The 21,517-nt window shown below is 66.6% G+C and carries 21 protein-coding genes; 9 read left to right on the forward strand and 12 right to left on the reverse strand.

All coding sequences use genetic code 11. The annotated features are described in order from the left end of the window. Positions 1 to 49: 49 nt before the first annotated feature. From ACUDP5_RS05375 to ACUDP5_RS05415, 9 genes are all read right to left on the reverse strand, one after another. Positions 50 to 463, reverse strand: a complete 414-nt coding sequence (locus ACUDP5_RS05375; RefSeq protein WP_445658304.1) for a RidA family protein — start codon at positions 461 to 463, stop codon at positions 50 to 52. Beyond that, on the reverse strand, positions 460 to 1,947 hold the full coding sequence (locus ACUDP5_RS05380) for a D-aminoacylase (protein WP_263910259.1): 1,488 nt from the start codon (positions 1,945 to 1,947) through the stop codon (positions 460 to 462). Before ACUDP5_RS05380 ends, ACUDP5_RS05375 begins: the two co-directional genes overlap by 4 nt. Positions 1,948 to 1,961: 14 nt before the next feature. Further along, positions 1,962 to 2,834, reverse strand: a complete 873-nt coding sequence (locus ACUDP5_RS05385) for a MurR/RpiR family transcriptional regulator (protein WP_445658305.1) — start codon at positions 2,832 to 2,834, stop codon at positions 1,962 to 1,964. A 37-nt stretch (positions 2,835 to 2,871) separates the two neighbouring features. Then, on the reverse strand, positions 2,872 to 3,873 hold the full coding sequence (locus tag ACUDP5_RS05390) for an ABC transporter ATP-binding protein (protein ID WP_263910261.1): 1,002 nt from the start codon (positions 3,871 to 3,873) through the stop codon (positions 2,872 to 2,874). Then, positions 3,870 to 4,877 carry an ABC transporter ATP-binding protein gene (locus ACUDP5_RS05395; RefSeq protein ID WP_263910262.1) on the reverse strand — a complete coding sequence of 336 codons (1,008 nt, stop codon included), beginning with the start codon at positions 4,875 to 4,877 and terminating at the stop codon, positions 3,870 to 3,872. The genes ACUDP5_RS05390 and ACUDP5_RS05395 overlap by 4 nt, the downstream gene beginning before the upstream one ends. Positions 4,878 to 4,879: 2 nt before the next feature. Beyond that, a complete protein-coding gene (locus tag ACUDP5_RS05400; protein WP_025136905.1) occupies positions 4,880 to 5,749 on the reverse strand; it encodes an ABC transporter permease in 870 nt (289 codons plus the stop codon). 1 nt (position 5,750) lies between these two features. Further along, entirely contained in the window at positions 5,751 to 6,692 is a 942-nt protein-coding gene (locus tag ACUDP5_RS05405; protein ID WP_025136906.1) for an ABC transporter permease, read from the reverse strand. 94 nt (positions 6,693 to 6,786) lie between these two features. Continuing rightward, entirely contained in the window at positions 6,787 to 8,346 is a 1,560-nt protein-coding gene (locus ACUDP5_RS05410) for an ABC transporter substrate-binding protein (RefSeq protein WP_445658306.1), read from the reverse strand. Between the two features lie 117 nt (positions 8,347 to 8,463). Continuing rightward, positions 8,464 to 9,732, reverse strand: a complete 1,269-nt coding sequence (locus ACUDP5_RS05415; protein WP_445658307.1) for an amino acid deaminase — start codon at positions 9,730 to 9,732, stop codon at positions 8,464 to 8,466. A gap of 186 nt (positions 9,733 to 9,918) precedes the next feature. Between ACUDP5_RS05415 and ACUDP5_RS05420 the strand changes: the two genes are divergently transcribed. The 4 genes from ACUDP5_RS05420 (at position 9,919) to ACUDP5_RS05435 (ending at position 14,142) form a co-directional block, all read left to right on the forward strand. Next, positions 9,919 to 10,710 (forward strand): deaminated glutathione amidase, encoded by a 792-nt coding sequence (locus tag ACUDP5_RS05420; RefSeq protein ID WP_445658308.1) that lies wholly within the window; start codon positions 9,919 to 9,921, stop codon positions 10,708 to 10,710. A gap of 159 nt (positions 10,711 to 10,869) precedes the next feature. Further along, positions 10,870 to 12,210: a replication-associated recombination protein A gene (locus ACUDP5_RS05425; RefSeq protein ID WP_263910266.1), complete on the forward strand. Its 1,341-nt coding sequence runs from the start codon at positions 10,870 to 10,872 to the stop codon at positions 12,208 to 12,210. Positions 12,211 to 12,252: 42 nt separating this feature from the next. Beyond that, complete coding sequence (gene serS, locus ACUDP5_RS05430) at positions 12,253 to 13,599, forward strand: serine--tRNA ligase (protein WP_263910267.1); 1,347 nt, start codon at positions 12,253 to 12,255, stop codon at positions 13,597 to 13,599. Positions 13,600 to 13,893: 294 nt separating this feature from the next. Continuing rightward, positions 13,894 to 14,142, forward strand: a complete 249-nt coding sequence (locus ACUDP5_RS05435; protein WP_082380555.1) for a hypothetical protein — start codon at positions 13,894 to 13,896, stop codon at positions 14,140 to 14,142. A gap of 280 nt (positions 14,143 to 14,422) precedes the next feature. Here the strand turns inward: ACUDP5_RS05435 and ACUDP5_RS05440 are convergent, their stop codons facing one another. Both ACUDP5_RS05440 and ACUDP5_RS05445 read right to left on the reverse strand, forming a co-directional pair. After that, on the reverse strand, positions 14,423 to 14,764 hold the full coding sequence (locus ACUDP5_RS05440; RefSeq protein WP_025136912.1) for a virulence factor: 342 nt from the start codon (positions 14,762 to 14,764) through the stop codon (positions 14,423 to 14,425). A 305-nt stretch (positions 14,765 to 15,069) separates the two neighbouring features. Then, the gene (locus ACUDP5_RS05445; RefSeq protein WP_263910268.1) at positions 15,070 to 15,573 is read right to left on the reverse strand and encodes an ASCH domain-containing protein; all 504 of its coding nucleotides are present in this window, start codon (positions 15,571 to 15,573) and stop codon (positions 15,070 to 15,072) included. A 190-nt stretch (positions 15,574 to 15,763) separates the two neighbouring features. Here ACUDP5_RS05445 and ACUDP5_RS05450 point away from each other — a divergent pair, with 190 nt between their 5' ends. Both ACUDP5_RS05450 and ACUDP5_RS05455 read left to right on the forward strand, forming a co-directional pair. Next, a complete protein-coding gene (locus ACUDP5_RS05450) occupies positions 15,764 to 15,964 on the forward strand; it encodes a hypothetical protein (protein WP_263910269.1) in 201 nt (66 codons plus the stop codon). 55 nt (positions 15,965 to 16,019) lie between these two features. Continuing rightward, positions 16,020 to 17,219 (forward strand): amidohydrolase family protein, encoded by a 1,200-nt coding sequence (locus ACUDP5_RS05455; protein WP_263910270.1) that lies wholly within the window; start codon positions 16,020 to 16,022, stop codon positions 17,217 to 17,219. On the opposite strand, the gene ACUDP5_RS05460 is transcribed toward ACUDP5_RS05455, so the two are convergent. Then, the gene (locus tag ACUDP5_RS05460; protein ID WP_263910271.1) at positions 17,216 to 18,079 is read right to left on the reverse strand and encodes a LysR family transcriptional regulator; all 864 of its coding nucleotides are present in this window, start codon (positions 18,077 to 18,079) and stop codon (positions 17,216 to 17,218) included. The two genes, ACUDP5_RS05455 and ACUDP5_RS05460, sit on opposite strands and share 4 nt — an antisense overlap. A 157-nt stretch (positions 18,080 to 18,236) precedes the next feature. Between ACUDP5_RS05460 and ACUDP5_RS05465 the strand changes: the two genes are divergently transcribed. From ACUDP5_RS05465 to ACUDP5_RS05475, 3 genes are all read left to right on the forward strand, one after another. Next, complete coding sequence (locus ACUDP5_RS05465; protein ID WP_445658309.1) at positions 18,237 to 19,364, forward strand: mandelate racemase/muconate lactonizing enzyme family protein; 1,128 nt, start codon at positions 18,237 to 18,239, stop codon at positions 19,362 to 19,364. Positions 19,365 to 19,378: 14 nt separating this feature from the next. Continuing rightward, positions 19,379 to 20,287, forward strand: coding sequence for a dihydrodipicolinate synthase family protein (locus tag ACUDP5_RS05470; RefSeq protein WP_445658310.1), 909 nt, complete (start codon positions 19,379 to 19,381; stop codon positions 20,285 to 20,287). 119 nt (positions 20,288 to 20,406) lie between these two features. Further along, positions 20,407 to 21,384: a Bug family tripartite tricarboxylate transporter substrate binding protein gene (locus tag ACUDP5_RS05475; RefSeq protein WP_263910273.1), complete on the forward strand. Its 978-nt coding sequence runs from the start codon at positions 20,407 to 20,409 to the stop codon at positions 21,382 to 21,384. The last annotated feature ends 133 nt before the right edge of the window (positions 21,385 to 21,517 follow it).

Consider the following 21,517-nt stretch of genomic DNA (forward strand, 5'->3'; position numbering starts at 1 on the left):
GCTGCGTCGTGGCGTTGGCGCTGCGCGCTTGCGCAGCGTGAGGCTCAGGTCACGGGCGCTTATACGCTACACAGTCTATTTCTACCTTGGCGTCCACCATCAGGGGGGACTGCACGCAGGCGCGTGCGGGCGGGTTGTTGCCGAAGTATTCCTTGAACACCTTGTTGAACGACGGGAAGTCGCGGGCGTCGTCCAGCCAGACGCCGCAGCGGACGACGTGTTCGGGGCCGTAGCCGGCTTCTTGCAGGATGGCCAGGACTTGCTGGATGGCTTTGTGGCATTGGGCGACGGTGCCGCCTTCGATGACTTCGCCGTTTTCCATGGGGACCTGGCCCGAGACGTAGAGCCAGCCGTCGGCGGCGACGGCGCGGGCGAAGGGCATGTGGGAGCCGCCTTGGCCGGTGCCGCCGGCGACGCCGTAGCGGGTGATGCCGTTGTTGTCGGGGGTGGGGGCATTGCTCATGTGGGCTCCTGGGTGGAAGAGGGAGTGGAGGCGGCGAAGCTTGCGCGCAGGTCGCCGTTGCGGGGCAGCCAGCGGCCGGCGCGGTCGCCGGTGGGCTGGCCCTGGTGATAGGACAGGGCGCCGTTGACCCAGACGGCTTCGATGCCGGCAGCGGTCTGGACGGGGGCGGCGAAGGTGGCGCGGTCGATGATGGTGTCGGGGTTGAACAGCACCAGGTCGGCGTGAAAGCCCTGGCGGATCAGGCCGCGTTCGGCCAGGCCGAAGCGGGCGGCGGACAGGCCGGTCATCTTGTGCACGGCTTCGGCCAGGGGAAAGAGGCCGACATCGCGGCTGTAGTGGCCGAGCACGCGGGGAAAGGCGCCCCACAGGCGCGGGTGCGGCATGGGGTCGTTGGGCAGGCCGTCTGAGCCGACCATGGTCAGGCGGTGCGATAGCACGCGGCGCACGTCGTCTTCGTGCATGTTGTGATAGACCGCGCCGGCCGGTTGCAGGCGCTGGGCGGCTTCGAGCAGGCTGACACCCCAGTCGGCGGCGATGGCGGCGAGTTTGCGGCGCGCCTGTTCAGGGTGCGGCACGGACCAGGTGATGTCGATGTCGAATTCGTCGGTGACTTGCTTCAGGTCCAGCGTGGACGAGCTGGCGGAATAGGGGTAGCAGTCGCAGCCCACGTGTTGCAGGCGGCCGGCGTTTTCCAGCTTGAACAGCACTTCCCTGGTGCGGCCCCAGTTGCCGGCGCCGGCGCATTTCAGGTGCGACACCACGACCGGCACGCGGGCGTGCAGGGCGATGTCGAAGGCCTCTTGCATGGCTTCCAGGATGGCGGCGAATTCCGAGCGCAGGTGGGTGGTGTAGAGCGCGCCGAATTCGTCCAGGGCCTCGGCCAGCAATTTGACTTCGGCGGTGTCGGCTTCGATGGCCGAGCCATAGGCCAGGCCGGTGCTCAGGCCGATGGCGCCGTGCGCCAGGGCGTCGCGCAGTTGTTCGCGCATGGCCAGGACTTCGTCGCGGGTGGCCGCGCGGTCCAGGCGGTCCATGTGGTTGTTGCGCAGGGCGGTGTGGCCCACCAGCGCGGCCACGTTCACGGCGGGCTTGGCGGCTTCGATGGCGCGGGTGTAGGCCGCAAAGGTGGGGTAGGCAAAGTCGTCGCGCTGGCCCAGGAGGTTCATCGGGTCAGGCGGATCGCCGCGCAGCGAGACGGGCGAGGCGCTGATGCCGCAGTTGCCCACGACCACGGTGGTCACGCCCTGCGACAGCTTGGGCAGCATGCCGGGGGTGCGGATGACGTTGGTGTCGTCGTGGGTGTGGACGTCGATGAAGCCGGGGGCCAGCGCCAGGCCGGTGCCGTCGATGACCTGGCGCGCCTGGGCGCCGGGCAGGTCGCCGATGGCGGCGATGCGGCCGTCGGCCAGCGCAACGCTGGCGACGTAGTCGGCGCCGCCCGAGCCGTCGAGCACGCGGACGTTGCCTATGAGGGTGTCGTACATCATGGTTTCCAGGTTCAATCGCCCAGCGGCAGCCGGTTGGGGCCGCCGCGGTGTTCGTCCAGCGCCAGCTTGATGCGGCGCAGGCGTTCGCGGTTTTCTTCTTGGTTCAGCATGGCCAGTTCGGTGGACAACAGGTCGATGGCCAGCATCATCGCGTAGCGCGACGCCGAGGGTTTGTAGATGAAGTCGGTTTCGTCCGTGCGGATCGGCAGCACCACGTCGGCAAGCTGGGCCAGCTCGGAGGTGGCGTCGGTGATGGCGACCAGGCGCGCACGGTACTGCTTGACGATGCGGGCAGCGCCGATGATTTCCGGGGTCAGGCCGGAGGCCGACAGGACCAGCACCGCGTCGCGTTCGTCCAGCGTGGCGGCGACCATGCGCAGCAGCACGGCGTCGCTGTAGACGGCAATGGGGTAACCCAGGCGCACCAGGCGCGACTGCACTTCCTGCGCCAGCACGGCCGATGCGCCGCCCATGCCGAACACGTAGATCATGCGGGCCCCGTCGACGATGGACGCGGCGGCCTCGAACAGCGGCTCGGTGAAGGTTGGCAGGTGGGCGCGCAGCGTGCTTTCGATGTCGGCGTAGATGCGTGCGTAAAAGGTGCTTTCCTCGGCCGGGGCATTCTGGTCCAGGAAGCGGCTGCCCACGGTGCTGGCCTGGGCCAGTTTCATCTTCAGGTCACGGGTGTCGTCGCAGCCGACCGTGCGGGCAAAGCGCGAGATCGTGGCGATGCTGACGCCGGCCTTGGCCGCCAGCTGGTCGACGGTGGCGCTGGCGCTCCAGATGATGTTGTCCAGGATGGCGTCGGCCACCTTGCGCTCGGTCACGCTCAGGTCGTCCCGGCGGCTGCGGATCTGGAAGACGATGTCGCGGATGATGTTCATGTGCAATTCCTGGATCGATTCGGGCGGGCGTGTGCCCCTACGCGGCCAGCTCGGGGTCGCCGAGGCGCGAACAGGCCGCGAAGTGACCTGGCCCGACATTGACGTCGCGCGCTTCGGTGGTGGCGCAGGCCTCGATGGCGTGCGGGCAGCGGGTGCGGAATACGCATCCCGACGGCGGGTTGACCGGGCTGGGGATGTCGCCCTTGAGCAGAATACGCGAACGCGGTGCGCGCGGATCCGGCACGGGGGCGGCCGACAGCAGCGCGCGGGTGTAGGGGTGGCGCGGCCTGGCATAGACCTCGCTGGTCGGCCCGCGTTCCATCACGCGGCCCAGGTACATCACCACGACTTCGTCGCACAGGTAGTCGACCACGGCCAGGTCATGCGCCACGAACAGCATGGTCAGGCCCAGGTCGCGCTGCAGGTCCTGCAGCAGGTTCAGCACCTGCGCCTGCACCGACACGTCCAGCGCCGATACGGGCTCGTCGGCCACGATGAAGTCGGGCTCGACCGCCAGCGCCCGGGCGATGCCGATGCGCTGGCGCTGGCCGCCCGAGAACTCGTGGGGATAACGGCGGCTGTGGTCGGCGTTCAGGCCGACGCGCTCGAGCAATTCGCCGATGCGCGCATCGCGCCGCGTCTGGGCCAGGCGGTGGGTATCCAGCGCTTCGCCCAGGATCTCGGCCACCGTCATGCGCGGGTTCAGGCTGGCGTAGGGGTCCTGGAACACGATCTGCATGCGGCGGCGCCAGGGCAGCATCTGCTTTTCGGTCAGGTTCGTGATGTCCTGGCCGTCGAACAGCAGGCGGCCGGCGGTGGGGGCGAACAGGCGCAGCAGGGCACGGCCCGTGGTGGTCTTGCCGGAACCGGATTCACCCACGAGGCCGACGATGGTGTTGCGCGGCACGTCGAAGCTGACGCCGTCCACGGCGCGCACCACCGGGGCGTTGCGGGCTTGCGACGTAGGGAAATGAACCTTCAGGTCCTCGATGCGCACCAGCGGGTCGGCAGCGCGGATGGGCTGGGGGCTTGCGGTCATAGCGGAGTCACCTTGATGCAGCGGGCGCGGTGCTGGTCCTGCACCGTCACCAGGTCGGGCACGGCGCGCAGGCAATTGTCGTCGGCCAGCTCGCAGCGCGGCGCGAACGTACAGCCGGCGGGCAGCGACAGCACGCTGGGCACGTTGCCCGGAATGGCGCGCAGGCGCTCGCCCGAGGCCAGGAGCGCCGCGGTCGGCAGGCACGAGAGCAGGCCGCGGGTATAGGGATGGGTAGGCTTTTCGAACAGGTCGTAGACCCCGGCGTCCTCGACCACGCGGCCGGCGTACATGACGGCCACGCGATGCGCGATCTCGGCCACCACGCCCAGGTTGTGCGTGATGAACAGGATGCTCATGTTCATCTCGGCCTGCAGCCGGCGCAGCAGGTCCAGGATCTGCGCCTGCACCGTGACGTCCAGCGCGGTGGTGGGTTCGTCCGCGATCAGCACGGCCGGGTTGCAAGCCAGCGCCAGCGCGATCATGACGCGTTGGCGCATGCCGCCCGACATCTGGTGCGGATACTCGTTCACGCGGCGGTCGGCCGCCGGAATCTCGACGCGGTCCAGCATCTCGCGGGCGCGTTTCATGGCCGCCGCGTGCGAGCCGCCTTCGTGCTGCAGCACGGCCTCGGCGATCTGGTCGCCCACCGTGTACAGCGGATTCAGGCTGGTCATGGGTTCCTGGAAGATCATCGCGATCTCGGCGCCGCGGATGCGGCGCAAGGTCGAGGCCGATGCCTGGGCCAGGTCATGTTCTTGTCCGCGGCGGTCGCGAAAGCGGATCTTGCCCGCTTCGATGCGGCCCGCCGGCTTGGGCAAGAGGCCCATGATCGACAGGCTGGTCACGGACTTGCCGGAGCCGGATTCGCCGACGATGGCCAGCGTTTCGCCACGGGCCAGGTCGAAGGTGACGCCATCGACCGATTTGGCGATGCCGTCGCGGCTGTGGAACCAGGTTTTCAGGCCTTCCACCGACAGCACGACGTCTCGGGTGCTTGCGGTCATGATTACAGCTCCTTGCGCAGGCGCGGATCGAGGACGTCGCGCAGTCCGTCGCCGACCAATTGCAGCGACAGCACGGACAGGACAATGGCGATGCCGGGGAAGATCATGATCCAGTCGGCCGAACCCATGTACTGTTGGCCGGCGTTGATCATGGTGCCCCAGGTGGGAATGTCGGGCGAAACGCCCACGCCCAGGAACGACAGGCCGGCTTCGGCCAGGATCGCGTAGGCGAAGATGAAGGTGCCCTGCACCAGGATGGGCGACAGCAGGTTGCGCAGCACGTGCACCGTGACGATGCGCCAGGTGCTGACGCCCAGCGCGCGGGCGGCCTCCACGAACGGCAGTTCGCGGATCACCAGCGTCGAGGCACGCACGATGCGGGCCAGGCGCGGCGTGTACACGATGCCCAGCGCGATCACCACGTTCACCAGCGACGGGCCCAGCGCGGCCACCAGCGAGATGGCCAGCAGGATGTCGGGAAACGCCATCATGGCGTCGATCAGGCGCGACACGAACTTGTCGGCCGACCGGAAAAAGCCCGCGATCAGGCCCAGGGCAATGCCCAGCACGCTGGACAGGATCACCACCGAGAAGCCCACCATCAGCGACAGGCGGCCGCCGTGGATGACGCGGCTGAACACGTCGCGGCCGAAGTCATCGGTGCCGAACCAGTGGGTGGCGCTGGGCGCCTTGAGCCGGTTCATGATCGACAGCTTGTAGGGATCGAACGGACTGACCCAGGGGGCCAGCAGCGCGGCGGCCACCAGCACGACGATGACGATCAGGCTGATCAGCACCGTCTTGCGCGCCACCAGCAGGCGCAAGACCTGCCAGCGGTCGACGCCGGAAGTTGGGGAAGTTGCGATGGCCATATTAGTAACGCACCCGGGGGTCGACCAGCAGGTAGAGCAGGTCGATGAACAGATTGATCAGGACGTAGATCGCGGCAATGATCAGCAGCGCGCCCTGGATGACGGGGTAGTCGCGGCGCAGCACGGCCGACACCACCAGGCTGCCTACGCCAGGCAGGCCGAACACGGTTTCCGTCACCACGGCGCCGCTGATCAGCAGGGCGGTCGTCAAGCCCAGCACTGTCAGGATCGGGATCAGCGCATTGCGCACGGCGTGCTTCAGGATGACCTTGCTTTCCGGCAGGCCCTTGGCTCGGGCGGTGCGCACGTAGTCGTCGCGCAGCACGTCCAGCATGCTGGCGCGGATGAAGCGGGTGATCAGCGCGGAATTCACCAGGCCCAGCACCACGGCAGGCAGGATCAGGTGCGACACGCGGGTCGCCAGCGAGGCATCGGGGCCGCCATAGCCGGACACCGGCAGCCAGCCCAGCTTCACCGAGAACAGCTGCATCAGCAGCAGGCCCAGCCAGAAACTGGGCACGCTGGACGTGAACATCGAGAACGACAGCACCGACTGATCCAGCGTGGTGCCGCGCTTGACCGCCGACAAGATGCCCACCGGCAATGCGATCGCGGTGGCGATCAGCAGTGACATCAGCGTCAGCAGCAGGGTCGGCTCTGCGCGATCGGCCAGCGCCGACAGCACCGGCTTGTTCATGAAGATGGACTGGCCCAGGTCGCCCTGCACCAGCTTGCCCAGCCACGAGACGTACTGCACGGGCAGGGGGCGGTCCAGCCCCAGTTGATGTTCCAGCGCGGCGATGTCCGCCTGGCTGGCCTGGGGCCCGAGCATCACGGCCGCGGGGTTGCCGGGCGTGACGCGGATGATCACGAACACGATGGTCGCGACGATGAACATCACGGCCACCAGCCCGATCAGCCGGTTCAAGAGATAACGCAACACAGTGGAATCCTAAAGATCAGTGCGCGGACGGCAGGCGCCGGGCGGGATGGGCCGGTGTCGGCCCATCCCGGGGCCTGGCTGGCGGGGGCGGCTGTTACTTCGCCGACTTCCAGGCGTTCCAGAAGTACGGCCACGGGGCGGGCTTGACGCCTTGCAGCGACGGCGAGCGCGCGGCCTGGGCGTTGAAATCGCCCACCTTCACGAAGGGAACTTCGTCGTACACGGCCTGCTGCACGTCGGCCCAGCGCTTGACGCGCTCTTCCTGGGTGCGGGCCTGGTTGAAGGCATCCATCACCTGCGCACGGCGCGGCGTGTCCCACCAGCCCGGCGCGTCCTTGGACGGGAAGTCGATCAAGGCCGGCTCGGGCAGGAACACGCTATGGGTAATGAAGATGTCCCACACGGCGGGGTCCTGGCGGCGCTGGGTCAGCGTGGCCCAGTCCACCACCTGCATGTCCACCGTGAAGCCGGCGGCCTTCAGGTATTCCGCGGCCACCAGCGCCATCTTGTAATGGAACTCGTACTGCTGGCTGGTCAGGATGCGGATCTTCTTGTCTTGCAGGTTGGCGCCGTCCAGCAGCTTCTTGGCGGCGGCGGTGTCGGCCTTGTTGTAGACCTTGCCGCCCAGCGACGTGGCCCAGGGGTAGCCTTCCGGATACAGGTCGCCGTTGAGCTTGTAGAACTCTTTGTTGCCGAAGGCGGCGTACAGCATGTCTTCTTCGTTCAGCGCCAGCTGCACGGCCTGGCGCACCGCCAGGTTGGACATGATGCCTTGCTTGGTGTTGAGCACCAGGCGGGGCCAGCCGAACGGCTTGAGCATCACCGGATCGGAACGGCCGCCCTTGAGTTTGTCCAGCGCTTCGACCGGCAGCGAGTCGACGTAGTCGAACTGGCCTGCGGCGGCGGCTTCGGAACGCGTGTTGGCGTTGCCCACCGGCACGAAGCGGATTTCGTCCAGGTATTGCTTGCGTGCGCCGCCATAGCCGTCGGGCTCGCCTTCGCGCTGCTTGTAGCCTTCGAAGCGCGTCAGCTGGATGTACTGGTCCGGCACGCGCGCCTTGAGCTGGTAGGGGCCGGTGCCGACGATCTCGGTCAGCACCGGGGCGATCTTGCCCTTGGGCATGATCACGGCGGCGGCGTTGTTCATCGCCAGCAGCGCGGTCAGCGGCGCATAGGGCTGCTTGAGCGTGATGCGGATCGTGTTGGCGTCGGGCGCTTCGATGTTGGCGATGACCTTGGCGGCCATCTTGCCGCGGGTGGCGGTCTCGGTCCAGCGCTTGAGCGAGGCCAGCACGTCCGACGAATCCATCTTGGAACCGTCATGGAACGTGATGCCCTGGCGCAAGGCAATCGTGTAGACCAGGCCGTCCGGCGTCACGTCGGGCATCTTGTCGGCCAGCAGCGGGGTCAGGTTCCACTTGGCGTCGAAGGTGTACAGCGTTTCGAAGAAGTGCTGGGTCAGGATCCCCACCAGATCGGCGGTGCTGGTCATCGGGTCCAGCGTCGGCGGCTCACCGATGGTGGCGACGGAAATCGTGCCTCCCTTGACCGGCGTGGCACAGAGGGCGGGGGTCGACAATGCGGTCAAGCCAATTGCGCCGGCCGCGAGCAGGCTCTTCAGCCCACCGCCTCGCCGGGAGGTACGGAAGTTCATGATTCTCTCTCCAGAGGGTCAAAAACAGGTTGTCGCGTAATTCGGAAAAGGCGCCGGGTTCCCCGAGTTCTTTCATGCCCCCTCGGGGCCTGGCGCAAAGGCGTCAGGCAGGGGGCGTCAGAAGAAGGTCTCGGCCACGTCGGTGACGCGGTACTGCTCGTCCACCAGCAGCACCTGGCGCCACTTGTCGAACGTCAGGCAGGGGTGGGAAATGTCGAAGGCGATCATGTCGCCGACCTGGATGTCGTCCGCCTCGCCGATCTGCATGAAGGCGTGCTGGTCCATCATGGCGGTCAGTTTCCAGTGCGTGGGTGCGGCTTGCGGCGCCTGCTGGCCGGGGCGGTAGTGCACCGACGGCGTCGGCAGGCCGGCGTCGAAGGCGGCGTCGCGCTTGCCCATGGCCACGATGGCGTGGCCCGGTTCCGGCAGCGATTGCACGTAGGCCCAGACTTGCAGCGCGGGCTGCAGGCCCGGCTCCATCTTGTGGGCCACGGGGTTGTGGGCGTTGATGCGTTCGGCGGCCGAGCGGTAGACGCCCACGTCGTGCGACAGGTAGCAGCCCGGGCGCAGCACGATTTCCAGCGGCGCGCCGATGTCCAGCTGCGAGAACTCCTCGGCCACCACGTCGAACCAGGCCGATCCGGCGCCCGAGATCAGTGCCGGGCCGTGCTTGCGCAAGCGGCCGGCCGTGGCCAGTCCGCGCAGCGCGTCAGTGGCGCGGCGCAGGAACGCGCGGATGGCCGCCTCTTCCTGCAGCACGCCTTCGTAGACTTCGATGCCGGCCAGGGCCAGGCCGGGCCAGCGGCCGATTTCCTCGACCACCGCCTGCAGTTGCGCGTCGTCGCGCACACCGGTGCGACCGCCGGTCGGGCCCAGCTCGATCAGTACGGGCAGTACCAGGCCCTGTTCGCCGAAATAGCGGCCCAGCTGGGCGGCGTTGGCGACCGAATCGACGATACAGAAAAAGGTGAAGGCGGGGTCGCGCAGCAGCTTGGCGATCAGCGCCATATTGGCGCGGCCGACCAGCTGGTTGGCCATCAGCACCCGGCGGATACCGTGCTGGTAGGCGGCGACCACCTGCGGGGCGGTCGCCAGCGTGATGCCCCAGGCGCCGTTGTCGATCTGGCGCTTGAACAGCGCCGGGCTCATGGTGGTCTTGCCGTGCGGCGCCAGCTTGACGCGATACGCTTCCATGAAGCGCTGCATCCATTGCAGGTTGTGCCGCACCCGGGCCTCGTACAGCACTGCCACGGGCAGGCTGACGTCTTCGGCCAGCAGGTTCCAGTTCAGCGCCGCCACGTCGGCGGTGGTACAGGCCTCGGGGAAGGCGCCCAGGCCTTTGCCGTTGACGTCCAGAGGGGCTGCGGGGGATGAGGAATGGGTCATGGTGGGCGCCTGCTTATGGAAAATATTTACGGCAAATCCGTTTTTTTTCATTATCGTGAAAAGAATTTACAAGCGGGAGTTGGGAGTTTCCCGTAGGCGGTGCGTTTGGCCGGTTGGCGCGACAATAGGAAATCCGCCACGGAATCCACGGGCCAGCGCGCCCGCCGCCCCACACAAGGAAGAGTCATGCTGAAAGTCGCTTTGGGCCAGTTCGCCGTCAGCCGCGTCTGGGAAGAAAACGCCCAGGTCTGTGTCGATCTCATGCGCCGCGCCCGCGAGGGCGGCGCCGGTCTGTTGGTGTTGCCCGAAGGTATCCTGGCGCGCGACATCACCGATCCCCAGATCGTCCTGAAAGCCGCGCAGCCGCTGGACGGCCCCTTCATGACGCGGCTGATCGAGGCCAGCCGGGGTTCGGATCTGGCGACCATGATGTGCGTGCACGTGCCCACCGGCGAAGGCCGAGTCTGGAACACCCTGGTCACGATCCAGGATGGCCGCATCGTGTCGCAGTACCGCAAACTGCACCTGTACGACGCCTTCACCATGAAGGAATCCACCAACGTCACGCCCGGCAGCGACATCCCGCCGCTGCTCCAGATCGGCGGCCTGAAAATCGGCCTGATGACCTGCTACGACGTGCGTTTCCCCGAACTGGCGCGCCGCCTGGCGCTGGATGGCGCCGACCTGCTGGTGCTGCCGGCGGCCTGGGTGCGCGGTCCGCTCAAGGAGAAACACTGGGAGGTGCTGGTCACGGCCCGCGCGCTGGAAAACACCTGCTATGTCGCCGCTGCCGGCGAATGCGGCGAACGCAATATCGGCTGCAGCATGGTGGTGGATCCCCTGGGCGTGGTCACGGCCCGGGCCGGCGAGGCCCCGGCCCTGGTGTTCGCCGACATCGACCCGGAACGCCTGGCACATGCCCGCAAGGTGCTGCCGGTGCTGGCCAACCGCCGTTTCGCGGCGCCGCAACTGGCCTGACGGCTGACGCGGCCCGCAAGCCGGGCCGCGCGGTGGCGCAAGGGGCACAGCCGCGCTGAAATCGGCAGCAGGGCCGGCCCCCGACCCGCCGCAGGCGACCGGTCCGGCATGGTGTAATACTGGCTTGATTTCCTTGCCGTCTTCCCCCATCTGCTGCCAATGAGCAACGATCTCTTCGCGGCCGATCCTGCGCATCGGCCCTATGTGCCCCTGGCCGAACGCCTGCGCCCGCGCTCGCTGGCCGACGTGGTCGGCCAGTCGCACCTGCTGGGCCCCGACAAGCCCCTGCGTGTGGCCTTCGAATCCGGCCGTCCGCACTCCATGATCTTCTGGGGGCCGCCCGGCGTGGGCAAGACCACGCTGGCGCGCCTGATGGCCGACGGCTTCGACGCCCAATTCATCGCCATTTCCGCCGTACTGGGCGGCGTCAAGGACATCCGGGACGCGGTCACGGTGGCCCAGGTGGCCCAGGGCCAGGGCCGTCGCACCATCCTGTTCGTCGACGAGGTGCACCGCTTCAACAAGGCGCAGCAGGATGCCTTCCTGCCCTACGTCGAAAGCGGTCTGTTCACCTTCATCGGCGCCACCACGGAAAACCCCTCGTTCGAGGTCAATTCGGCGTTGCTGTCGCGTGCCCGCGTCTACGTGCTGCAGTCGCTTACCGCCGAAGAACTGCAGCAACTGGTCGATCGCGCCGCCGAAGCGCTCAACGACGGGCTGGAAGACGGCGCCAGGATCCACATCGCGCCCGACGCGCGCGAACAACTCGCGGCCTGGGCCGACGGCGACGCGCGCCGCCTCATCAGCGCCGTGGAAGTGGTGGCCGAATCCGCCCAATCCGCCGGCCGCGACACGGTCGATGCCGAGTGGCTGGAGATCTCGCTGTCGCAGAACCTGCGGCGCTTCGACAAGGGCGGCGATGCCTTCTACGACCAGATCAGCGCGTTGCACAAGTCGGTGCGCGGTTCCAACCCCGATGCTGCGCTGTACTGGTTCTGCCGCATGATCGACGGCGGTGCCGACCCGAAGTACCTGTCGCGCCGGTTGGTGCGCATGGCGGTCGAGGACATCGGCCTGGCCGACCCGCGCGCCACCGACCTGGCGGTGAACGGTGCCGACATCTATGAACGGCTCGGCTCGCCCGAAGGCGAACTGGCGCTGGCCCAGGCGGTGGTCTACATGGCGTGCGCGGCCAAGTCCAACGCCGTCTACAACGCCTACAACCAGGCCCGCAAGTTCGCGGCCGAGCACGGCAGCGCGCCGGTGCCCATCCACCTGCGCAATGCGCCCACCAAGCTCATGAAGCAGTTGGGCCACGGCAAGGCCTATCGCTATGCCCACGACGAGCCCCATGGCTACGCCGCGGCCGAGCAATATTTCCCCGATGGGCTCAATCCGTCCTTCTATCGGCCGACCGATCGCGGCCTGGAGGCTAAAATCCAGCAAAAGTTGGCATTTCTGCGCCAGCTGGACGCAGAAGAACGTGCCAAGAAACGGTAACGGGCGCCGCCCGTTGCTTCTCGCAACCTCACCGACACCACTATGCTAGACCCGATACTGCTGCGCAAAGACCTGCAAACCGTCGTAGACCGCCTCAAGAGCCGTGGCGTGTCCTTCGACACGGAACGGTTCAACGAGCTGGAATCTCGCCGCAAGGCTGTCCAGACCGAAACCGAATCCCTGCAGGCCCGCCGCAACGCGCTGGCCAAGCAGATCGGTCAGCTCAAGGCCAAGGGCGAAGACGCCAGCGCCGTCATGGCGGAATCGCAAGCCGTGCCCGAGCGCCTGAAGCAGCTGGAAGAAGAACTGGCCTCCTTGCAGCAGCCGCTGAACGAGCTGCTGATGTCGGTGCCCAACCTTCCGCACACCAGCGTGCCGCTGGGCGAATCGGCCGACGACAACGTCGAAGTCCGCCGCTGGCTGCCTGCCGCGGCCGGCGCCGACGGCAATCCGCAGCCGCTGCCCTTCGAAGCCCGCGACCACGTGGCCCTCGGCGAACCGCTGGGGCTGGATTTCGACATGGCCGCCAAGCTGTCCGGTGCGCGCTTCTCGTTCATGCGCGGCCCCATCGCCCGCCTGCACCGCGCGCTGTCGCAGTTCATGCTGGACCTGCAAACCGGTACCCACGGTTATACCGAGTGCTATACCCCGTACATCGTCAACGCCTCGACGCTTTACGGCACGGGCCAATTGCCCAAGTTCAAGGATGACATGTTCGCCGTGTCCAAGGGCGGCGGCGACGACGATCCCAAGGTCGACGAGCACGGCAAGCCTTTCGTGCGCGAAGACCAGTACCTGATCTCCACCTCGGAAATCACGCTGACCAGCGTGGCGCGCGACACCATCCAGGCCGCTGCCGACCTGCCGCTCAAGCTTACCGCCCACACGCCGTGCTTCCGTTCCGAAGCCGGCAGCGGCGGTCGCGACACCCGCGGCATGATCCGCCAGCACCAGTTCGACAAGGTCGAAATGGTCCAGATAACGCAACCGGACCAGTCCTACGCCGCGCTCGAAGACATGGTTGGCCACGCCGAACGCGTATTGCAGCTGCTGGACCTGCCGTACCGCGTGGTGCTGCTGTGCACGGGCGACATGGGTTTCGGCTCGGCCAAGACGTACGACCTGGAAGTCTGGCTGCCGGCGCAAAACACCTGGCGCGAGATCTCGTCGGTATCCAACTGCGAAACCTTCCAGGCGCGGCGCATGCAGGCCCGTTTCCGCAATGCCCAGGGCAAGCCGGAATACGTGCACACCTTGAATGGTTCCGGCCTGGCCGTGGGCCGCGCGCTGGTGGCCGTGCTCGAAAACCACCAGCAAGCCGACGGCAGCGTCCTGATTCCGCAAGCCTTGCAGCCCTATATGGGCGGCCTGACGGTGCTCAAGCCCTGAGATCGGCAGCGGATGAAATAAGAAAACGGAGCCTTCGCGCTCCGTTTTTTATTCTCGACAGCCGTTGTCGCGTCTTCCCCGCGGGCGCCATCCGCCACACGACGGATGCTGCGAATAATCCAGCCTGCTTATGATGGCGACATAAATCTGTCGTGTTGGGAGATTATGCTGAACGCGTGAGTGCTTGATTTTGATGTGAGCAATTGTGTATTTTCAATATAAGGGCCGGATAGTTACGGCACAATACGCATGCGTTCTACACGCTTCATTCACTTATATAACAAGGAGTTGTCCATGACTTCAAGAATGATTGGAGATTTTCGTGTGAGATGCTCTGTGGCTCAGGATGACGAACAGGGTTTCCGCGTGCAGATATGGACTCGCCGGGTAGGCGGAACCGCACCGGAAAAATGCTGGACTGTGCCCGGACAGGCGCCGTTCGCAAGCTTGCACGAAGCAGAACAGGAAAGCCGGCAATTGTTTGAAGAAATCAATGGTGTGCGTTTCAACGGTGAACCGGAGTTTGCTCATGCGTCCGCATAATGGCTGGTGGCGGGCGTCGAGTGCGCCGCGTCGCTGGATCGATCTTGTTCAGGAATCGCCGCGGTGGGCTGATGGCAAGCCCGTCCCGGTGCCGCAGCATCCGCCTGTCGTCTCGGCAGGCAAACCCGCTCAGGCCCCCGCGGTCTGACACGCTTCTCTCAGGCCCTTGTGGTCTGATACGCTTTTTGCGGGGCACCGGAAATTGTCCCGCAGGAAAAAAGGCCACTCGCAAGAGTGGCCTTTGTTTTGGGGGACGCCGGCGCGGATGGCCGGCGAGGTATCAACGGCGCCAGTCGCCGCGACCGTGGTAATAGCCCGGGCCGGGGCCGCGGTAATAGCCATGGCCGTGGCCGCGCCAGTAGCCGCCGCCGCGGATGTACACCGGGGCCGGGTAGACCACCGGCGGCGCGACGTAGACGGGCGCCGGACGGTAGTAGACCGGGGGCGGCGGCGCGTAGACCGGCGCGGGTGCAACATAGACTGGCGCCGGAGCCACGTACACCGGGGCCGGGTATACCACCCCGGGTACGCCGATGGAGATTCCGACGTCCACGCGAGCCAATGCGACGCTGGAGATCAGCAGACCCGCTGCACCCACACCTGCGATTAGCCATTTTTTCATGTTGCACCTGCCCACTGCGTGACGCAGCAAAGTTAAGTATTCGTTGAGACCATTTTCGGTCTTTTCGGTTCTGCGTGGGTAAGTCGGCCTGCGTCAATAGCGACAATCCGCTACGGGTGGGCAGCGCGTGCGTTGCACTTTGCTGCGTTGCCGCAGATGGGCCTCGCTCTGGTAAACCCGCGCTTGAAATCGACTGAAATACGGTCGTGTGCCCGTGACGGCGGGAACAGGGTTACAGGTAGTCACCATCAGGCAGCGCCGATTCCCATGCTGACAACACCGGTACGCCTGCGTCAGGCCAGGCCTCAGGCGTCGCTCGGTTGCTGGCAACGGAATTCGACCACCCACACCCAGGGGTTGGCTGCCCAGGCGTGGGCACCGTAGCGCTCGCACCAGGTCAAGGCAAACGCTGTTTGCAATGGCACGCCCGGCAGCAGGGCGGAGGATTGATACAGTGCTTTCGTGCCCTCGGCGCGGGCATCCGCGTCCGACAACTTTTGCAGGCGCTGGATGCGCACTCCGACGATGACAGCCGTTGCGAAAGGCTTGCCGGTTTCGTCTTCGAGAACGATGCTGTCACCCGACTTGCCGTAGGGGCAAGTGACCCAGGCAGAGGTCTTGCGCAACTCGGTCGAGCCTTCTTTGGCGGGTCCCATGGCGACCCATTTACCCGAATCGGACGCATCCGCATACCAGGCGGTGGTGGGCTTGGTGGGCTGCGGTTTGACGATGCGGCGGGTTTGCACCTTGTGGCCGTCCAGGATGGCTTGTTTTAGCGGCTCGCTGAATTGAAGTGCCTGCCTTTTCATACGCTCGCTGTTCCCCTCACGATCAACGCTTGCGCGCTAATGATGCTGCGGCCGAGTCGACGCGTGCCAACATGGCGGACTTTACAAAGCCTCGCACGAACAGTATGACGCGTCGTCGACGCCATGTCAGGCAAAGGGTTAATAGTGTGTCTTTTTGAATACGCCCGAAGGTTGTTTGTATACTCGAACCATGAACACAGACCTGCACGATCTCAAGCCCGGTTACTACTGGTACACCATGGCCTCCGACCCGCTGGCCGTCATCCATATCCATGAAGACGGCGGCGCCACGCTCATGGGCACCGACTATCGCCTCGGCGCCGAAGGCGTGGCCGACATGATTCGCCAGGGGCAGCGTTTCTTCTGGATCGAACCGCCGCTGCAAGCCTGAGCCGGCGCGGCCCTGGCGCCGCGCGTCGGCTGCACCGCGCGTCAAGGACGCTTCCATGACCGACCTGTTATTGAACAACGTTCGCCTGCCTGACGGCACCGCGGCCGACGTGCTGGTCAGCCGCGGCCGTATCGAACGCATTGGCCCCAACCTGCAAGCGCCCGCTGGCGTGCCACGGGAAGCTGGCGGCGGCGCGCTGCTGCTGCCCGGGCTGGTGGAAGGGCATACCCATCTGGACAAGACCACCTGGGAGTCGCCCTGGTACGTGAACCAGGTGGGGCCGGCCCTGACGGACCGCATCGACAACGAGCGCGCCTGGCGCGCCGCCAGCGGTCACGACGCGGCCACGCATTCGCGGGCCCTGGCACTGGCGTTCCTGCGCGAAGGCACCACCCGCATCCGCAGCCACGTCGACGTCGATACCGATGCGGGGCTGCGTCATCTGGACGGGGTGCACCAGACCCGCGAGGCGCTCGCCGGACGGGTGGAAATCCAGACCGTTGCGTTTCCGCAGTCGGGCCTGCTGGTCCGGCCCGGCACCGCGGCGTTGCTGGACGAGGCGTTGGCGCGAGGCGCCGACGTGCTGGGCGGCCTGGACCCGTCCGCCATCGATCGCGATCCGGCGCAGTCATTGGACGTATTGTTCGGCCTGGCCGACAAGCACGGCAAACCCGTCGATATTCATCTGCACGAGCCGGGCGATCTGGGCGCTTTCACGTTGGACCTGATTCTGGATCGCACGCAGGCGCTCGGGCTGGCCGGCCGGGTGGTCGTCAGCCACGCTTTCTGCCTGGGCGGCGTCGACGCCAAGCGCCTGGACGGCCTGCTCAAACGCATGGCCGCGTTGGGCGTGGCCGTACTGACCACGGCGCCGCCGTCGCGTCCGGTGCCCGCGCTGCGCGCCTGTCGCGAGGCGGGCGTGACGATTTTTGGCGGCAACGATGGCATTCGCGATACCTGGACGCCCTATGGCAGCCCCGACATGCTGACGCGCGCCATGATGATCGGCCTGCGCAACGACCTGCGCCGTGACGACGAAGTCCAATGGGCGTTTGAATGCGTCAGCGCCAGTGCGGCCCGCGCCTGTGGCTTCGCCGATTACGGCCTGATGCCGGGCGCCCGGGCCGACCTGGTGCTGGTGCAGGCCAGCGGTATTGCCGAGGCCGTGGCGCAACGCGCGCCGCGCCGCCTGGTGGTGTCGGGCGGCCAGGTCGTGGCGCGGGACGGCCAATTGCAGGGCGACTGGGCGGTCTAGCGTTCCGCCAATTCCACGAACGCCCGCATCAGTTCCGACCGCACGCCCGAGCGCGGCCAGATCGCACCCACCGTGCGCGTGGGGCAGGGGGCGGGCAGCGGCCAGCGCATGACAGGCGCGGTCGAAGCACCCGTGGTGGCCCAGTCGGGCAATAGCGCCACGCCCAATCCTTCCGATACCAGCTTGGCGATGGAATCGATGCCGTCCAGCTCGAACCGTACCTGCGGATGCAGGTTGCGGGCACGCAGGTAGTCGTCCGCCATGCGGCCGCCCACCACGCTGCGGTCGTAGCGGATGTAGGGCTCTCGCGCGATCACGGCCAGCGGGTCATCCACCACCATGTCCACCGGTGTCACCAGCACCAGCGGCTCGCGCCGCAAGTCGCGCCAGACGCAGGATTTCGGCAAGGTGAACATCGGATGCACCAGCAGCGCGCCATCCAGTTCACCGGCCAGCACCTTGCCATAGAGCAGGGTGGTGGGCGCCGGTTCGATATAGATCTCGATTTGCGGATGGCGCGCCGCCCAGGTGCGCAGCATCGGCGGCATGATGCCGGTCAACGCGGTGGGGGTGGCGCCCAGGCGCAGCGGGCCGGCGGGCAGGTCGGACTCGGTGGCGGCCGAGCGCAGGTCGCGCAGATCGCGCAGCACGTTGCGGGCCCGTTCCAGGATGCGGGTGCCGGCCGCGGTGGGCTTGACGGTGCGGCCCGAGCGCGCGATGAGCGCACTGCCCATGTCGGCTTCCAGCGCGCGCAGCCGCTGCTGCACGGTGGCGGGCGTCAGCCCCTGGTGGCGGGCTGCCTGCGCGATGGAACCCAGTTCCACCACATGTACATAGGTCTGCAGGAATCTCGAATCCATGGGCAGGCGCTCTAAGAAGATGTTTTTTTCATATTCTAAAGATGGTTCAAGATAATTGTTTGTTTCTTTGTCGAGGGCAAGAATGCAGTTCAGCGTTGCGCCGGCGCAAAGCGCGCCGGTGCCGTAACCCGCACTATTCCCTTATCAGGAGCCAGCCGTGCCCATCATTGAATCCATCGACGTTTGCGCCGCCGCGGTGCCCTTGGACAAGGTCACTTCGTTTTCGAACCGCACTGTTTCCACTCGCCACTACGGCCTGGTCAAGGTCCGCAGCACCGATGGCGTGGAAGGCATCGGCTTTTGCTATGTGGGCAGTGCCGGCGGTGCGATCTTCGAAGCGGCGGTACAGAGCCTGTTGGCGCCGGTATTGCTGGGCCGCGACTCGCACGCCGTGGAAGGCCTGTGGCAGGCCATGTACCAGGAAGCGCTGCTGCAAGGACGCCAGGGCACGGTGATGCGCGCGCTGAGCGCGCTGGACATCGCCCTGTGGGACCTGAACGCCAAGAGCGCGGGCCTGCCGTTGCACAAGTTCCTGGGCGCAATGGAACTGGAAACGGTGCCGGCCTACGCCAGTGGCGGCTACTACCTGGACGGCAAGACGCCCCAGCACCTGGGCGAGGAAATGGCCAGCTACGTTGCCAAGGGCTTCAAGGCCGTCAAGATGAAGACGGGCCGCCTGTCGCCGCGCGAAGAAGAAGCGCGCCTGAAGGCGGCGCGCGAGGCCGTGGGGCCGGACGTGGAATTGATGATGGACTGCAATAACGCCTGGCAGGACGTGACCCAGGCCATGCAGTACATCCGCCGTTTCGAGCAGTACGAGCCCTATTTCATCGAAGAGCCGTTCGGCCCCGACGATATCGACAGCCATGCCAAGCTGGCGCGCCTGACGCACCTGCCCATCGCCACGGCCGAGATCGGCTACGGCCGCTGGTACCACAAGGAACTGCTGGACAAGGGCGCGGCGGGCATCCTGCAGACCGACGCGGCCGTCTGCGGTGGCATTACCGAATGGAAGCGCATCGCCGCCACCGCCGCCAGCTATGGCGTGGTAGTGTGCCCGCATTGGTTCCACGACGTGCACGCGCCGCTGGTGGCCGCCACGCCCAATGCGCGCTATGTTGAGTTTTTCTGGGACGACCAGGTCCTGAATTTCCGCAAGCTGGTGGACCGTCAACTGACCCACAAGGAAGGCCGCGTGGTGCTGCACCAGGAGCCCGGCCTGGGATTCGGTTTCGACGAACGCATGGTCGAGCGTTACGGCAAGTGGACCCGCATCGGCCGCTGACGAGGAGAGCATCCATGAGCACCCAAGCCGCTGACCGGCCGCAAGGCGTGTATTCCCCGGTCCTGACGCCGTTCAACGCGGACCTGTCGCCCAGCGCGCCGCGCTTTGTCGGGCACTGCCGCGCGCTGCTGGAGCAGGGCGCGGGGCTGGCGATCTTCGGCACCAATTCCGAGGCAAATTCGCTCAGCGTGGCCGAAAAGCGCCACTTGCTGGACGCCTTGCTGGATGCGGGGCTGCCGGCTGCGCGCATGATGCCGGGCACCGGCGCGTGTGCGCTGCCCGATGCGGTGGAGCTGACCCGCCATGCGGTCAATGCCGGTTGCGGCGGGGTGCTGATGCTGCCGCCTTTCTACTACAAGGGGGTCAGCGACGAAGGCCTGTTCCGCGCCTTTGCGCACGTGATCGAACGGGTGGCCGACGAGCGCCTGCGCATCTACCTGTATCACATCCCCCCGGTGTCGGGCGTGCCTATCAGCCTGGGGCTGATCGACCGGCTGCTGGGCGAATTTCCCGGCATCATCGCCGGCATCAAGGACAGTTCGGGCGATTGGGCCAACACCCAGGCCATGTTGCGCGACTTCCAGCCGCGTGGCTTCGATGTGTTCGCGGGTACCGAAACCGTGCTGCTGGAGACGATGCGGGCCGGCGGCGCAGGCTGCATCACGGCCACGGGTAACGTCAACGCCGGCCCCATCGTGGCGCTGTACCGTTCGTGGCAAGAAGCGGGCGCCGAAGAGCGGCAGCGCGCGTTGAACGAAACCCGTGCCATCTTCCAGTCGTATCCGATGATTCCGGCCATGAAAGCCGCCATCGCGCAGCGGTGCAACGACCCGGTGTGGGCGACGGTCCGTCCGCCGCTGGTGGAGCTCACCGAGGCGCAGGCGGCGCAGTTGGCGCAGCGCCTGGCGGCGCCCGTGGTCTGAATCACTCGGCAGGACAAGCCGCCCGCCAGGCAGGCCGCATCGCGGCCTGCCTGGCGGACAGCCAGCAAGGCTTACTTAAACAGTCGCCGGGCATGAACCCGGCGCGCGAGGAGACAAGCATGCAACGCAGGCATTTCATTACCGGCGCCGCGGCGCTGGGGGCGGCGCTCGTCCTGCCGTCGGCCCGGGCTCAGGACCTGCCACCCGGCCCGGTCAAGATCGTGGTGGGGTTTCCGGCAGGCGGCGGCACGGACGTGCTGGCTCGGCTGCTGGGCCAGAAACTGGGCGTGATGTGGGGCATTCCGGTGATCGTCGAAAACCGCGCGGGCGCGGCCGGCATCATCGCGGCCGAGCAGGTGGCGCGCCAGCAGGGCGACGGCAACACGTTGCTGATGGCCCACGTGAACAGCCACGGCATCGCGCCGGGCCTGCAGCCCAAGCTGGGCTATTCGGCCGAGCGGGATTTCTCGCCCATTGCATTGGTCGGCAAGACGCCCACGCTGCTGATCGGCGGCGCGGACCAGCCCGCCAAGACCCTGCCGGACCTGGTGGCGCTGTGCCGCGCCCAGCCGGGCAAGATCATCTTCGGATCCGCGGGCAGCGGCTCGGCCCAGCACCTGGCGCTGGAAATCTTCAAGGCCCGGGCCAATATCGACGTGCTGCACGTGCCCTACAAGGGGTCGGCGCCGCTGATGAACGACCTGATGGGCGGCCATGTGCAGTATTGCTTCGAAGGCATGACGACCGCCACGCCGCTGATCCAGTCGGGCAAGGTGATTGCGCTGGCGCAGACCTTGCAGCAGCGCTCCAGGAGCCAGGCCAACGTGCCCACGGTGGCCGAGCAAGGCTATCCCGGGTTCGAGGCCAGCATCTGGTTCGGCATGGTCGGCCCGGCCAGGATGCCCGCCTCCATGGTCCAGCGGATGAACCAGGACATCGACCGGGTGCTGGCCATGGCCGACGTGCAAGAGAAACTGGCGCAGGTGGGGGCCGAGGACGGCGGCGGCAGCGTGCAGCGCTTTGCCGATTTCATGCGCGACGAGCAGCGTAAATACGCCAAGACCATCCAGGACGCGAAGATCGTCGCCGAAGGTTGAGGGGAGCGCGGCGTCGATCAGCGAGGCGGCCTGTCAGGCCGCCTTTTTTGCGCGTCGTCAACGCGCAGGGATACCGGCGGAGGCAAGATGGACGCTCGCCAGCCGGGGCGGGCGAGTCAAACAGGGGAACTTC

The organism is Achromobacter sp. NCFB-sbj8-Ac1-l (genome assembly GCF_052695805.1).